The organism is Mixta mediterraneensis (genome assembly GCF_014946725.1).
GTDB lineage: Bacteria > Pseudomonadota > Gammaproteobacteria > Enterobacterales > Enterobacteriaceae > Pantoea > Pantoea mediterraneensis.
The window spans coordinates 142895-157586 of sequence record NZ_JACFXY010000008.1 but is presented as its reverse complement, the minus strand read 5'-3'; the positions used below and the strand labels follow the sequence as shown (position 1 = coordinate 157586).

17 protein-coding genes and 1 pseudogene are annotated in these 14692 nt (G+C 49.5%); 5 read left to right on the top strand and 13 right to left on the bottom strand.

The features are described 5' to 3' along the window. Positions 1 to 75: 75 nt before the first annotated feature. Positions 76 to 1059 (top strand): quinone oxidoreductase, encoded by a 984-nt coding sequence (locus tag H2P46_RS15515; protein WP_193405828.1) that lies wholly within the window; start codon positions 76 to 78, stop codon positions 1057 to 1059. Positions 1060 to 1255: 196 nt separating this feature from the next. Here H2P46_RS15515 and pspG read toward each other — a convergent pair whose 3' ends face one another. Together pspG and dusA are read right to left on the bottom strand one after the other, a co-directional pair. Then, positions 1256 to 1522 carry an envelope stress response protein PspG gene (pspG, locus tag H2P46_RS15510; protein WP_193405827.1) on the bottom strand — a complete coding sequence of 89 codons (267 nt, stop codon included), beginning with the start codon at positions 1520 to 1522 and terminating at the stop codon, positions 1256 to 1258. Between the two features lie 143 nt (positions 1523 to 1665). After that, a complete protein-coding gene (gene dusA / locus H2P46_RS15505; RefSeq protein WP_193405826.1) occupies positions 1666 to 2715 on the bottom strand; it encodes a tRNA dihydrouridine(20/20a) synthase DusA in 1050 nt (349 codons plus the stop codon). 89 nt (positions 2716 to 2804) lie between these two features. Here dusA and H2P46_RS15500 point away from each other — a divergent pair, with 89 nt between their 5' ends. From H2P46_RS15500 to H2P46_RS15485, 4 genes and pseudogenes are all read left to right on the top strand, one after another. Next, positions 2805 to 3902, top strand: a complete 1098-nt coding sequence (locus H2P46_RS15500; protein ID WP_193405825.1) for a tyrosine-type recombinase/integrase — start codon at positions 2805 to 2807, stop codon at positions 3900 to 3902. Between the two features lie 276 nt (positions 3903 to 4178). After that, complete coding sequence (locus tag H2P46_RS15495; RefSeq protein WP_193405824.1) at positions 4179 to 4892, top strand: BRO-N domain-containing protein; 714 nt, start codon at positions 4179 to 4181, stop codon at positions 4890 to 4892. Between the two features lie 41 nt (positions 4893 to 4933). Beyond that, a pseudogene (locus H2P46_RS15490) lies at positions 4934 to 5345 on the top strand (type II toxin-antitoxin system HicB family antitoxin). Between the two features lie 49 nt (positions 5346 to 5394). Continuing rightward, positions 5395 to 6510, top strand: a complete 1116-nt coding sequence (locus tag H2P46_RS15485; protein WP_238939013.1) for an acyltransferase family protein — start codon at positions 5395 to 5397, stop codon at positions 6508 to 6510. Positions 6511 to 6558: 48 nt separating this feature from the next. On the opposite strand, the gene H2P46_RS15480 is transcribed toward H2P46_RS15485, so the two are convergent. The 11 genes from H2P46_RS15480 to H2P46_RS15430 form a co-directional block, all read right to left on the bottom strand. Then, complete coding sequence (locus tag H2P46_RS15480) at positions 6559 to 7497, bottom strand: phage baseplate protein (RefSeq protein ID WP_193405823.1); 939 nt, start codon at positions 7495 to 7497, stop codon at positions 6559 to 6561. 3 nt (positions 7498 to 7500) lie between these two features. Continuing rightward, the gene (locus tag H2P46_RS15475) at positions 7501 to 8154 is read right to left on the bottom strand and encodes a baseplate wedge 1 family protein (protein ID WP_193405822.1); all 654 of its coding nucleotides are present in this window, start codon (positions 8152 to 8154) and stop codon (positions 7501 to 7503) included. Next, entirely contained in the window at positions 8151 to 9338 is a 1188-nt protein-coding gene (locus tag H2P46_RS15470; protein ID WP_193405821.1) for a baseplate J/gp47 family protein, read from the bottom strand. The genes H2P46_RS15475 and H2P46_RS15470 overlap by 4 nt, the downstream gene beginning before the upstream one ends. Next, entirely contained in the window at positions 9331 to 9675 is a 345-nt protein-coding gene (locus H2P46_RS15465) for a contractile injection system sheath initiator (RefSeq protein WP_193405820.1), read from the bottom strand. The genes H2P46_RS15470 and H2P46_RS15465 overlap by 8 nt, the downstream gene beginning before the upstream one ends. Further along, a complete protein-coding gene (locus H2P46_RS15460; RefSeq protein ID WP_193405819.1) occupies positions 9672 to 10364 on the bottom strand; it encodes a Gp138 family membrane-puncturing spike protein in 693 nt (230 codons plus the stop codon). Before H2P46_RS15460 ends, H2P46_RS15465 begins: the two co-directional genes overlap by 4 nt. Positions 10365 to 10367: 3 nt before the next feature. Next, positions 10368 to 11183, bottom strand: a complete 816-nt coding sequence (locus H2P46_RS15455; protein WP_193405818.1) for a baseplate hub protein — start codon at positions 11181 to 11183, stop codon at positions 10368 to 10370. Beyond that, a complete protein-coding gene (locus H2P46_RS23030) occupies positions 11176 to 11469 on the bottom strand; it encodes a phage baseplate plug family protein (protein WP_238939012.1) in 294 nt (97 codons plus the stop codon). The genes H2P46_RS15455 and H2P46_RS23030 overlap by 8 nt, the downstream gene beginning before the upstream one ends. 5 nt (positions 11470 to 11474) lie before the next feature. Then, positions 11475 to 11984 (bottom strand): phage baseplate protein, encoded by a 510-nt coding sequence (locus tag H2P46_RS15445; RefSeq protein ID WP_193403490.1) that lies wholly within the window; start codon positions 11982 to 11984, stop codon positions 11475 to 11477. Further along, positions 11981 to 13657 carry a hypothetical protein gene (locus H2P46_RS15440; RefSeq protein WP_193403491.1) on the bottom strand — a complete coding sequence of 559 codons (1677 nt, stop codon included), beginning with the start codon at positions 13655 to 13657 and terminating at the stop codon, positions 11981 to 11983. Before H2P46_RS15440 ends, H2P46_RS15445 begins: the two co-directional genes overlap by 4 nt. Positions 13658 to 13739: 82 nt before the next feature. Beyond that, positions 13740 to 14198, bottom strand: a complete 459-nt coding sequence (locus H2P46_RS15435; protein ID WP_193403492.1) for a hypothetical protein — start codon at positions 14196 to 14198, stop codon at positions 13740 to 13742. A gap of 41 nt (positions 14199 to 14239) precedes the next feature. Further along, positions 14240 to 14692 carry a phage tail fiber protein gene (locus tag H2P46_RS15430; RefSeq protein WP_041474485.1) on the bottom strand — a complete coding sequence of 151 codons (453 nt, stop codon included), beginning with the start codon at positions 14690 to 14692 and terminating at the stop codon, positions 14240 to 14242.

The following is a 14692-nucleotide window of genomic DNA, read 5'->3' as shown; positions in this document are numbered from 1 at the left end:
TTTGTAAGGACGCGCCAGTATACCTTGTTGTGGCGCGCGCCTCACCCTCATGATGAAACAATCACAGGAGTAAGAATGGCAAAGTGTATCCAGTTCAATGCACACGGCGGCCCTGAGGTTTTACAGTGGATCGACTTTGAGCTTGCCGATCCCGCTGACAATGAAATACAGGTCGAAAACAGAGCCATTGGCATCAATTACATCGACACTTATGTGCGCAGTGGGCTTTATCCGGTGAAAGATTTTCCTTCAGGTCTGGGCACCGAAGCGGCGGGTGTGGTGAAAAGCGTGGGTAAAAACGTGGCGCGGTTTAAGCCAGGCGACCGCGTGGTGTATTGTCAGGCCGCGCTGGGCGCCTATAGCGAAATGCACAATGTCGCTGAAGAACGCTTAATGTTACTGCCCGATGCAATCAGCTTCGAACAAGGTGCCGCCAGTTTTTTGAAAGGCTTAACGGTGCAATACCTGTTGCGCCAGACTTATCAGGTTAAACCTGATGAAATTTTCCTTTTTCATGCCGCAGCAGGTGGCGTAGGTCTGATTGCCTGCCAATGGGCAAAAGCGTTAGGCGCGCATCTCATTGGCACGGTGGGTTCAACAGAAAAAGCGCAACTGGCTAAAAATGCCGGTGCGTGGGCAACCATCAACTATCGGGAAGAGAACATTGCTCAGCGTATCAACACGTTAACCAACGGCAAAAAAGTAGGCGTTGTTTATGATTCTGTAGGTAAAGATACCTGGGAAGCATCGCTGGATTCGCTACGCCGTCATGGATTACTGGTGAGTTTTGGTAATGCTTCGGGTCCGGTGACCGGCATCGACCTGAGCATTCTTAACAAGAAAGGGTCGCTGTTTGTCACCCGGCCCTCACTGTTTGGCTATATTACCAACCGCGAAGAGCTGGAAACCGCCAGCGCTGAACTGTTTTCGCTATTAGCCAGCAAAGCGATTAAAGTCGATGTGCCAGAGCAGCAGAAATTCGCTCTCAAAGATGCCAGCCAGGCACATAAAACGCTGGAAAGCCGCGCCACACAAGGCTCCAGCTTACTGATTCCCTGATCGTTAAACGCGAAAAGGGCTTCCCACAGGAAGCCCTTTATTTTGTTTTTTTCTATAGTTCGCGCTGGTGTAGGGACAGCGGCGATGAATATGTTTCGACTCAACGAGTTTCATCCTGACAGAAAACATAAGTAAAAAATATGTTTAATTGCGAAAATGGTCTAAGCAATCTTTAAGTCTGTGATCGCCTCCGCATTTAGCGCCAGCCATCACGATCCCACTTGCTGATATTATGTCTCAGCCTGGCACGTGAGCGTCCCTTATTGTCACCGAAAAAGGCGCGATATAGCCACACCGCCACGACAGCCAGCACCAGCCAGGGTAACAACTTAATCACAATAGCGAATAAACCGCCGACAAACATCACCAGGGTTGCGACTATCAAGGCTGCAATCACACCCAGTAATGAAATCCCGGTGAACAACAGCATCAGGAAGAACCCCAACACAAATAAAATTTCCACATTAATGCTCCTTAATAAGCCAACAATAGCTATTACAAGAAGCATGCCAATCTTTAATATTTTGATTTATATGGAATAAGGCTAAAAAGAAGGAATGTGGCTTGGTGGAAATAACCAGTTAGTGGTGTAAATAACCAGCCTGTTCAGGCTTCCTGGGGAATTTTGTCAGCCACCCGCGCTAATGCCGCCTCAAGGACGCGAACATCAGCCCCCGGTTTATGGGCATTTTCGCTCAGATAACGCCGCCACTGCCGTGCTCCTGGAATTCCCTGGAACAGGCCCAGCATATGCCGCGTCACGTGTCCAAGGTAAGTGCCTTTTGCCAGCTCAGCTTCAATATAAGGATACATTGCACGGACTACGGCAACCGGATCGGCAACCGGAGCGTCATGTCCAAACAGCTCACGATCAACCCGCGCCAGTATACCTGGATTTTGATACGCCTCACGGCCCATCATTACACCGTCCAGGAATTGCAGATGTTGCTTCGCCTCTTCCAGCGTTTTCACACCGCCGTTGATTGCCAGCGTCAGGTGCGGAAAATCGCGTTTTAGCTGGTAAACGCGCGGATAATCCAGCGGAGGGATTTCGCGGTTTTCTTTTGGGCTTAACCCAGAAAGCCAGGCTTTACGGGCATGGATGATGAAGGTATCGCATCCGCCACGCTCCGCCACCGTTCCAACAAACTGGGTCAGAAATTCATAACTGTCCTGCTCATCAATGCCAATGCGGGTTTTTACTGTGACCGGAATGCTGACCACATCTCGCATTGCTTTGATGGCGTCGGCAACTAAACCGGCCTCTGCCATCAGACATGCGCCAAAACGGCCGTTTTGTACACGATCTGACGGGCAACCTACGTTCAGGTTAATTTCATCATAACCGCGCTGCTCCGCCAGTCTGGCGCACTGCGCTAGCGCGGCGGGATCGCTGCCACCAAGCTGTAACGCAACCGGATGCTCGTCCTCGCTATATGCAAGGTAATCACCCTTGCCATGAATAATCGCACCCGTTGTCACCATTTCGGTATAAAGCAGTGCGTTGCCAGTAAGCTGACGGTGAAAATAGCGACAGTGACGATCGGTCCAGTCGAGCATCGGGGCAATGGAAAAGCGTGAATGACTGTATTTTGGCGCTACACCGCTGTTTTCTCTGCTCTGATGCGGGTTCGGAGTTTCTTTATTTTCGTGCATTTTTTGTCTTTATGTCGTATTTTTTCTTTATCAGCACCCCCAGCAGCACCCCTTATTTTTGGGGTGCTGAACGAAGGTAAAGGAATAGCATGGCCTACTATAGCATAGAAAAACGTCAACGCGCCGATGGGACTTTACGCTACCGCTGCACCGTGGGCGTAAAAGAAGGTGGGAAATACATCTACCGGGAAAACCGAACATTCAGCAAACAGGCCCATGCCAAAACGTGGGGTGCTGGCAGGGTCGCTGAACTGGAAACAAATGGGGTGCCGACCGCCAACGACTTAAACAAAATGGTCGTTGGCGATCTGCTAAAACGCTATATCAACGATCCCAACCTCGGCGGCAAAGCCGGACGCACAAAACGTTACGTACTGGATATGTTGCTGGACTGCGACATCGCCGAAATCCTTCTTACAGACCTCTCAACCAGCCACGTTATCGAACACTGCCGCCAGCGAAATGGCGCGGGTGCTGGCCCTTCCACTGTTAACCACGATGTGAGTTATCTTTCTTCCGTTCTGGCGTCTGCCAAACCCGTCTACGGTATCGACTACACGACCAACCCAGCAACTGATGCACGACCGCTACTGCTCCAGATGGGGCTGATTGGCAAATCTAAGCGCCGCAGCCGCCGTCCGGTAAGCAACGAGTTAGACAGATTGATTGCAGGGCTTGATGCCAGAAGCGATCACATCGCGGCAAAAATCCCCTTCGTTGATATTCTGAACTTTTCGATCCTCAGTTGTATGCGGGTGGGCGAAGTGTGCAAAATCCGATGGGAGGACGTGGACGAAAAACAAAGGGCCGTACTGGTCAGAGACAGAAAAGACCCGCGCAAAAAATCAGGTAACCACATGCTGGTACCACTTCTCGGCGATGCCTGGAGCATAGTGCAGCGCCAGCCCAAAACCAGCGAGTTAATTTTCCCCTACAATTCCCGTTCCGTAACGGCGGGTTTTCAACGTGTCAGGAACGCCCTGGGCATTGAAGACTTGCGCTACCACGATCTGCGCCGCGAAGGAGCAAGCCGCCTGTTCGAGGCTGGATTCAGTATCGAAGAAGTGGCTCAGGTCACCGGCCATCGCTCACTAAATGTTTTATGGCAGGTTTATACGGAGCTATACCCCAAATCCCTGCATGAAAAATTTGAACTAGCAGCAGTTGACAAAAACAATAAAAACTGAACTTGTAATTTTTTACGAGTTTGTATTGACATGACCAATTTTCACGCCGTATGCTGATCGCACTAGAAATTCCAAAGCGGTCAGACCGCACCCGATAGCTTTGCGGCTTTTTTATGCCTGCAATTCAGGTATAATCACGCCCCTGCGTCGGGTGGAGAGGCGTAATACAAGACCCGCAAGGGGAATATGCCCGGAGCGGCTTTGGAAGCTCTAGTTGACACCCGGCACCCAACTACTAATTGGGTGACGTAACTAAAATTCCAAAGAGGTCATATTATGACTACCCAACTTTTTACCTTCCAGAAACACACCCTCACTGCTATCGAACATGAAGGCAAATCTTGGTTTCCCGCAGCCACATTGGCAATCGCTTTAGGGTATTCACGCGGTGACCACGTTACACGAATTTATAACCGTAATGCAGATGAGTTTACCTCGTGTATGTCAATCAACGTCAATCTGACGTTCAACGGAATAAACAATAGCTTACGTCAAAAACCTGTGCGAGTGTTCTCCCTGCGCGGTGCACATCTAATAGCTATGTTTGCCAATACTCCGGTAGCAAAAGATTTCCGCAAGTGGGTACTGGATCTGCTTGACCGCGAAGCCAGTCAGGTTAAACAGCCAACGATTGTCGTTGCCCCGCACCGCGAATGCCTGCCGAAGATGGTTTACCACCGTAAGAGCAAATATAACCCTTACAGCGCATGGGCCAGCAACAACGGTAAAAACGTTTATGTTGGGTGCTTCCCTACCGTCGAGGAAGCGGTCGCCGCGCAGCACCGTTACTTTGAAGAAGGTGAAATTAAGCGTATCCATAAAGCGAAGCAGAATACGTACCCGGTAGACAAAACAGACTTTGTTAACCACCTGAAAACTATTCTGGAGGCGGCGCAACTGTTAAGCTGTTATGAGTATGGTAAGGAGCTTGCCTGGGATCTGGTGGCGTTCTCTCAAGAAGAAGCGCAACGTTTTAACCAGCCAGCGTAAGAAACAGGCGGGGCTTTAAGCCCCACCTACTGGAGGTTTAAATGTTATACCCTGTTGCTATTGATAAAGGCGATTCATCCTTCGGCGTTCGCGTACCCGATATTCCAGGCTGCTTCTCTGGCGGCGACAGCTATCAGGATGCGATTGAGAGCGTACGTGAGGCTATCGACGCACATATCGAATTACTGGTGGAAGATGGCGAAGCGGTGCCGGAAACGGCCAGCATGGAAAACTGGCTGGCCGATCCCGATTATGCTGGCATGGTGTGGGCACTGGTTGATGTGGATGTTACCCGGCTGATGGGGGAAAGCGGAAAAAATCAACGTCACGCTACCTTCTTTGCTCATCCGCCGTATCGATCAGTTTGTCGCTGCGCATCCTGAGTACGGCAGTCGCTCCGGCTTTCTGCCCCGCGTGGCGGCTGATAAAGTGATTGGACGAGAAAAACGTTAAGCCTCGCAAGAGGCTTTCCCATAACTATATGGATTGGCTATATCGGTAAATGATGAAAAACAAAATCGAATCTATTCAAATATTACGTGGGCTAGCTGCGTTGTCAGTAGTGATGTTCCACTATCGCTTTTATCTGGTGCCTGATGGCGCAGATAGAACGATACCAGATCAGCTATTTGGTTGGGGCGCTATAGGGGTTGATCTGTTCTTCGTAATAAGCGGCTTCATTATGGTCTATGTTACCCGCGATAAAAATCATGGCGCTAAAACAAGCATAAACTTCATAATTAACAGATTAACAAGAATACTGCCGACTTATTATGTGCTCCTGCTTTTCGCTTTTCTGACTGGCGGTGCCATGAGCACATTCCACTACCCAGAAAAAGTTTCAAACTTAATAAGCGCATTAACTTTTCATCCGTATTTATCTGAACCTGCACCACTTTACCTTCCAGATAGCGGCATGTATAACATTCGCTGGACACTTAATTACGAAATTTATTTTTACCTGGCATTTTCTATCTGCTTACTGGTAAAGCCACGTATTACGGCTCTGTGCACATGGTTTTTGCTACCCATAGTCTTAGCATACTCATTGACATCCACCCTTATGGTATCAACCCACGGATATGATTTTAGCTCGGTAACGCTTCGCTTCCTGACAAACCCTATAATTTTAGAGTTTGGGATAGGTGTATTGGCGGGATATGTATACCTATACTTACGAGATAAGAACATTTTAACGTCTGGTTATTTTTCCGCTTTATGTTTAGCATTGATCGTTGCAGGGATAACGTTAGGTCAATTACAAGCATACAATATTATATCCGCTTGCGCTTTTTTCTTTTTGGTTTTACTTTTCGCCTTACAAAGCCAACGAATTTTAAAATTCACACCCAAGCCATTAATTATGTTAGGCAACATATCTTTTTCATGGTATCTGATTCATAATCCTCTTGCAGGGTTCATATCAGGTAAAGTAGAAAAATTTTATCCAGGTGCAATGCACTCCACTATCGGATTTATTGCCTTAATAATTGCCTCGATCTTTTTTGCCTGGCTATCCCACAAATACCTTGAGATAAAATTAACCGCAAAAACACGTTTGTTAATGGGGAAAATTACGTCACTTTCTTTAACCAGGGAAAACAAACAAGTTAATTAAAACACTGAGAGGTATCCATGTAAGTATATGGACACCTCTTCACCAAAATTATGCGCTACGATACCAGCCCATCAGTTTAATAAATGAGTTAGTTACAGAGAATGCAGATCCAGAACCAACACTTGCTGTTGTGCCTGAAACAGAATGCGAGTGAGCACCGATACCAACCCAATGATCGTGTGCACCTATGTATAGGTTATGCGCATGCGCTCCCGCTGGACTAGTTGCTTTACTAGGATTGTCGGCATTTAGTCTTGACATAAATGACAGTTGGGTATCACGCCCTTCGTAGTTTTGACCTGTAATAATATGGGTATGTTCCCCTTGTACATCGGTTTGCTTCCATCCGTAGTCAAACCCCGTAGTTTGTTTGGAACCGTAATCAAAGGCGCTGGTATTAGCCGAAAACGTATGGCCGTGTGCGGGGATATTTCCTATCGCCAACGTCACTGAGTCCGAGCCGCCCGTTGCCATCACATCGCTGCCGTTAGCGCTGGCCAGACGAATCGTGCGGTTCTCACCAATATATTTCCATGTAGTGCCGGGGAAAAGCACGTTAGGATCTTTATTCTGAGCAAACCACGTCACAATCCCAATAGGGTACAGCATATCGACAGGGTTGATATCCGCTTTAAATTCGACCCATCCACTGCCTTTACCAGGTTCTTCATTGTTGTTTTCAATCTTCGATTGCCACAATTTTTTACCGTAGTACACCAGTGAGCGTATCGGATAGGGTTTGCCATCCTCTGACCAGTTAGCGGTACCGAAGGTTTGTATCTCTCCCACCGCCTCGGTAACATCGTGGAAAAGCGCATTCATCTTCTCACGTTCGATATCCTTCGCAGCCGGATCTGTCGTCTGATCGCGCTCATAGTCATAGCCGTAGCCCTGAGTGTAAGATACCGAGCCGTCAGCCTGTGTTTCTACAGGCACAGCAGTTCTGTCACCCTGCGCAGCGAAGGGCGTTTTAAACACTTTAGTCATGGTTTAGTTTCCGAAGTTATTTGTGAAGTTTTTACGGTTTTCGCCAAAGCCGAATGCCTGACGGGTGACAATACGGTATTTAGCCCCTACTCCAGAAGGACGTGGAAGCAGGTCAAAATTATCAAGCAGCAGGCGCAACCTTTCATCCGGGTTAAAATTAAACACGTACCAGATGTAAGACATATCGAGGGAATCGAGGACAAATACTTTGCCGTTCTCATCACTGAAAAAGCGCTGAAGAAAGGCGTTGATATTAGTAATTGTCGGGCTTTCCGTCAGGGTGAAATAGCGCATTCTCACCAGCAGACGCTTTTGCGCTGTGGTCAGCGTCAGCGTGTAATCAGCGTTGCGCCTGAAATTGGATTTAAAATTGCGCTTATTAGCGCCGAAACCATAACCGATTTTATTTTTGTCGCTGGGTGGAACATCAATACCCAGCGGCACATCCAGAATGCGCCCCCATACCGCCAGACCAAAATCATTCGCGGTATCGATATTAAACACATCGCGATACCAGTTACGCCAGAACTCCACTGTCGCCCGGTTAAAATACTCAGATTTATAGTGTGCCAGTGCTTTAATATTATCCGAATTTTCATACTGCCACAGAATGGCTTTCAGCAAGTCGGAATGAAAATCAAGGGACTGTATTGTCATAAGATAACCACCTGCACGGCGTTGCGCCTGAGTCTGGCAACGGCGTTTATCTGCACGGGGATCACGTCTGTTGACCAGGTCACGCCATCGGTTGATAGCTCGACCTTCAGCACAAACAATCGCGGTTCAGCCGTATTGACCGCCGCCGCAATTTCAAATGGCGAAACGTCATGCCCGACCGCCAGGCCATCATCAGTATCGGTTTCACCGGCTACCCATTTTTCAACCGCATCGGGAATTAGGGTCTGTGCATCAAAGGGACTTTTGCGCACCGTCACCCGACAAAACACGGTAATTTCCTTTGGCCTGTCAAATTTGACGTTATACACCTGACCGCTGGACGGTTCTGTCACCTCAACCGTTTCACTGCCATTGTACGCGGCCCCTACTGTTTTAGTGCGCAGCAGGGCAACAGCGATTTCCTCACGCGGCCCGCCATCGACACAAACATAGATACTGTGTTTGACCAGCGGAACGCCATCAATAACCTGATCCGCATCCGTATAGTTTTCACGATACGACAGGGATTCCACACCTTCGATATCGTACAGCGCCGAGGTGATCGCCTCTCCGACACTCACCGTGTTTTTGGCGAGCGTATTCCTGCGACGACGCCGGGTACGTATGTCGGATTCCGCTACTCTCCCCAGCACGGCATCAGCCGGATTGTTTACGGTTTCCCAGCCAAGAACTGAACTTGCCACCCGGACAAGCTTACCTGCTCCACAGCCTACTGGCCCGGTTTCAACCGAGCGCATATCGCCTTTTGTTACCCCATCATTCCCAATAATCAGTACGCTGGTCGTTTCAAACGCATCCCCTGCCTGCGTTTCGGCCAGAGAGCCTTTCGGTATCAGGGTCTGTGGTACGCCTGCAAACTCAACATTCGTCAAAAAAGAATGCGTTGCGGACAGCCGCTGCCCGCCCATCAGCGCCCAGATAGCATCGAGAAAGATCCCCCCGGCTATGTCCGGGTTAATCTGGTTCGCCAGTTCTGCGTTATTGCGGGCGATGGCGTCCCGATTTTCCACTTCCATTGTGACAAGTGCGCCCTGCGGTGTTTCCGGCGACAGGTCAATTTCCTGACCAAAGACATCCCGGAACTCATTTTCAACCTGCTCCCGCAACGTGGAGGTGTCAGGGATGATCACTCCTGTGCTTGCTATAAACTGATAATCAGACATTAAGCGTTATCCTCCCGTAGAGGGTGCTGATCACGGCGGTGTAATGAAGCTCGTTGTTTTCAATCGATGCAGAAAAGGAATCGACTGCCAGAACTTGAGAAATTTCCCGCATACGGTCGCGGAATGCCGCCTCAAACATTGGCAAATCAGCATCGCGGCCAAAGGTGGTTTTCCAGTAAGGTATTCCCTTGTCCATCCTGTGCAGCATTTCACCCCGTAACGCTCTGGCATAGTGCATACAGCAATTTTTCACCGCCGCTTCATCACGAACCAAAGCCAGGTTGCCATCGTTTCCGAGGTAAATATCATTACCTTCATTAACATCAAACGTCATCATACCGGCACCCCGCTGTTACCCGATCCCGGCTGAACACCGCCATGCTGGTGATCAGCACCAATATTTTTACCGTTATGTCGCATAGTCCCGCCGTTTGACTCACTGTTACCGTTGGTCTGGTGATTGCCGTTCACCGTCACGTTGCCGTTAAAAATGCTCTCAGCGGCGTTAACTTCAAACACTGGCGTATCCAGTACGCACTTATCGTTATGCAACGCCAGACACACGCTGCCATCCAGCGACTGGAGCACCAGCGCATCAATATTTTTGCCATCCACAATCCAGCCTTTAACGCTGTCAGGAAAAAACATCGCATCACTGAATGATTTCAGACGGTGGGTATTAGGCTCATCCTCCAGACCGCCGCGCTGAAAAATCAGACTGATATCGCGGTCATTGGCTTTAAGCCAGCCAAAATCCCCCGGTTTTAGCGGTACACGGATAAAGAACCCGCCGCCGCCAAAGCGGAAAACAGGAATATTATGAACAGGGGCGCGGGCTATCCTCTGCCCTTCAGTTGACACCATCATCACCAGCGGTTTAATCACCGCACGGTTCATGGCATCGTCATAACTGATTACCGTTGCGGGTAACATATCGTCGGTGTTCATCATCAGGTTACGAAAAGCGCCCATAAGCTGCCCTGCCAGACTGGATTCACTGGCGATATCGGTATTCGGTTTATTCATTGGTTAAGCCCGTTTACAGGTGGCCTGATAAAAGAAGGGGTCGTCGTGTGAGGCAACATCGAACTTAAGCTGCTCAATGATGTAATCACCGTTTAAAGATGGGTTAAATTTACTCTCCAGCCGTAACGTGCCGCCCAGGCTGGATTCACCGTCGATAAGCCAGGTGACATCCAGCCCTTTTTCTGTGGCCTTGGCTAATCCAACCATACCGGTATTCTGGTTGATAATTTTGATTCGCCCGTTGACCGCCCCGGCTTCGTCCTTCACATACAGAACATCATCATCGATAAAGGCTTTAACGCCGCCGCCATCCTGCAACCGCTCGACCTGTTTCAGCTTTGAGCCGCAAAAATACCAGTTAGCAATATTTTTATCCGTGGCCTGAAAATCCAGACGTACACCGCAGTCCCGCGCAATCCCTGCGGATATTTCACTCAGTTTACTCATCGCGCCGGAGGATGTTGCCACGATATCCCGAGCACTGCCGTTACCTGTTTTTGCTTTCAGCGTTAGCGTCACGTCAGGCGGGCTGGAGGGTTCAGCACTGACAATATCACCCACGAAAAGGCGAAATACGCCGGTACTCACCCGCCCGGCTTCCAGTACAAGACGGGAGGACCGCTTGCTTTTGTTATAAGGGCTGGTTTCCGTCAACAGCATATTGCGGGTGGTCGCATTTAGGCCATCAATGCTGACCGTACATTCATTCTGCAACGGATTCGCATACTTGGTGCCGCTGGCCTTTACGCGCATCCCTTCATACCACTGTAGACGCCCGCTGACTTCTACCCCCACCCTGATCCGCCTTAAATCAATCATCCGGCCCCCAGAATACCAGGCTTTGCGTTTTGCCAAATTCCTCATACCAGGGCAGGGCATCGCGTTCTGTGATAAACGCAAAATTACCGACTGAGGCCAGATGGTTATAAGGTATTAAGGGTGCATCTGTGGTCGCCCTGATTGCCAGCATGACAACCTCATCATTGCGGCGTATGTCACACACCATCATATTTCGCGCAACTTTGATCGTCAGATCCCAGCGATTATCATCAATGGTAATTTGCAGGCGCTGGTTCGGCACCGGGTTTAACGGTATTTCACGCATCGTGTTTATCCTCCCAGAACCCTGACCAGAACCGATTTTTTCCGTTCTTCGGATACCGATTTTGTCTGTGCACCGCCCCTTTTAACGGTACTGGTCTGCAATGGCTTCTGAACTTTTTTGGGCGGTAGATCTCCGTATTCGGGTGTTACACTGCGCCACTCGGTGAACCGTAAAGACAACTGGATAGCATCGGCCATCTCAGCGGTCTCATCGTGGTAGAAATTGACCAGCAGCATAGGCTGGTAGGTTTTGACTCTGGTCTGAATGCCTACCAGCTTGTTTTGTTCCCAGGCTTGTTGCATCAGGCCAAAAGCATTTTTAAGCTCACCGGATAAAATCAGATCCATGCCAATTTCCACGGCCTGCACAACAACATGATCGCTACGGGTTTCCCCTGACTCGACCTGAAAAGTGGTGGCTTTGTGCTCGTCGCGGATATTGATTTTTATCGGGCTGGCGGTTTCAAACAGCGTGGTAAAACTGTCGGTATCGAAGATTTTTACATCAGTGATCATATTGCCAGCCCCGTTTGCGTTTGCTGCCCCAAATCCTGCAACTGTTCCTGCAATGCGTCTTTCGTGCCCGCCGCCATGCCTTTAGCATCGGTTGCTTTGGTTTCAACCTTCACTTCCCCAATATTCAGGGTGGTTTCATTTTTCACGCTGGAACGATTGCTGATAGCAGTGCTGGTCACGGGGTTAAGGGGGTGATTATTCGCCGCTGCAATTTGGGCTTTTCCCTGCTCGACCATATTCTGTGTATCCTGCTGTGGTGAAGGATGTTCAGCTTCAGGAATACGGTGCGTCACCTCTCCCTCAGCGCTGATTTTACGCTCTACGGTGAGTTCTTTTTCATCATCAGCACCAAACCAGCCCGCAACGACTGACCAGCCTTTCTGGATGGTATCCAGACCGCCGCTTATCCAGCCAATCACCTTCTGCACCTGCTCCCACATCCAGGTAAATATGCCGACAACAGCATCCGCCACGTTATCGAAGACGCCCCCGAACTGTGCGCCCCATTTAACCAGACTTTTTATTGACTCCAGCAACCAGCCAATAAACTGGTTCAGGGCATTATTCATTGTGTTGTAAGCATCAACCACTACATCAGCAACGAATTTAGCGGCGATTTTCAGGTACTCAAACAGGGTCTTGAATGCTTCCCACAGCGTCATAATGACCTGTTTAAGCTCAGGATAGGCATCAAGAATTCGCCCGATCATTGAATCATTACCGTCGATAAAATTCATGATGTCGTCGTAAACCAGCGCGAACGCTGCGGCAAGCGCCGCAATGATGGCGATAATAGCGAGTATTGGCCAGGTTGCTGCCAGCGTGGCAGCAGCGGCGGCAAGCATCGGAGGAACGTAGTACGCTGCAACAGCCACACCGATCGCGAGGAAAAAACCGATGATGAGGTTCTTATTTTCCCGGCAAAAACCAACAAATTTACTTAAGAATTCCATGCCCTTAGTCAGGTAAGGCAACACCATTTCGAGGAAGCTGTTTTTTAACAGGCCGGATGATTGCCTGAACCCCTGCATGGCCTGATTAAAGCGCCGGGACTGTTCAATACTGTCTTTGGTAATGCCAGAGTATTCTTTTTGCAGGCCCATCATGCGTTCCATCTCATGACGGCCCTTCATCATCAACTCAATCGTTTTGTCGTCCGTCACCCCAAGGTTTGCAAGGTGCGATTTGGCTTTATCAAAACTCATCCCCTTTACTTTATCTGCTGTAGCGAGGATTTTTTCCATAGAGTTCGTGGTGCCGCCAAAGGCTTTTGCCATTGCCGACAAATCAGCCTGAGCACTTTCCCTCGCGCCCCCCAGCTCGGCAACTGAACCGGCGAAAGCATCCACATCCGCCGTCGCCACATTGATCTTCTTGCCCAGCTTATCAAGCGCCTCCACTTCCTCCGCGCGTGAAACAGACTCGCTGAAAATGGAAGATACCCCCAACAATACGCCAAGTACCCCAAGGGTTTTCTGGGCTAATGCGGCAACGCTGGTTTCCGTGCCGCTGGCAAAATCACTGACGCTTTTTGCCGCTTTATCGGCTTCATGCTGGGCCTGTTTCATACCATCAATAATATCGTCGGTAGAACGCTGAACATTTTTAAACGCCGCGTCGGCCTGCCGGGTGTCGAATTCAAACACCTGCACAAAGGTATCTAACAGAGACATTATCGGTTTCCTGCGGCGGCGAGCGCCTCGTTATAGCGGTTAGTCACAGCGATTTCCCACAAGTCCATCGCCTCTTCCAGGTCTATTGAGGTTTTGAGTTCTGTGAAGCTGGCGAGTTTTTCTGAGATGATGACTGCAAAGAATCCATCAGCGTTTTTATAATCGACGGGAGTGAATCGCTGATTTTGCCCAGCAGGTAAGGCAGGAAACCTTTGCTCCCGGCGTTGCCGAAAAAACTGGTGTTGTACCTCAGCATCTCCAGTTCAAGGCGGATCAGCGCTTCACCGTCCGGTACATGGTTATCAATCAGCGTCTGGGTTTTCAGGCAAATTTCTGCACCATCCCGCACGACTGCCACATTAGCCATCATTTTCAGCATGGCTTCTTTACCGATTTCGTAGTCGCCAATTTTAGGTGCGTTCGACAGCGGATATTTTGCCAGGATTTCACGCCCCAGCGTGGCGGGCAGACGGCTGATCACAAAGGTGTGCATCTCACCATCAACATCTTTAATTTCAATATCTTTCGGCTTAATGAGCATAATGGCCCCAATAAAAAAGGCGGGATGTTCCCGCCTGATAGTTAACGAACGCGCGTACTGTCAAAGTCCTGGAACACAAAGGTATAAGCCTTTGATTTAAGACGCCCACCGCTGGCAGCTGAGTTACCCCGACTACCGTTGGTAATTTTTCCGTTTCGCGCGGTAGTGGTCGCGCCGTCACCGTAGGACGCCACGAGCGTAATAATATCTCCGGCGTGTCTGCGGCCACGTTTCGCCGTGTTGGCTTCCAGCAGGATCGCCAGATTCTGATCTTCTTCACTCCCCGGTAGCACGTTTATCGTCACAGCCTGCGGGGTTGGTGTTGACCAGGACACCAGATTGCCATTGATATCCATGCCGGTCTGGGCGATATCGACAGCAGGCAGATCGAACGGGTCGGCATCATCGGCGAAAGCCGTTACCAGTATTCCTGCCGGAAAGGTTGTACTGGCCTGAACCAACAGACTGAGGCCAGTTGCAGATACATCATTCAT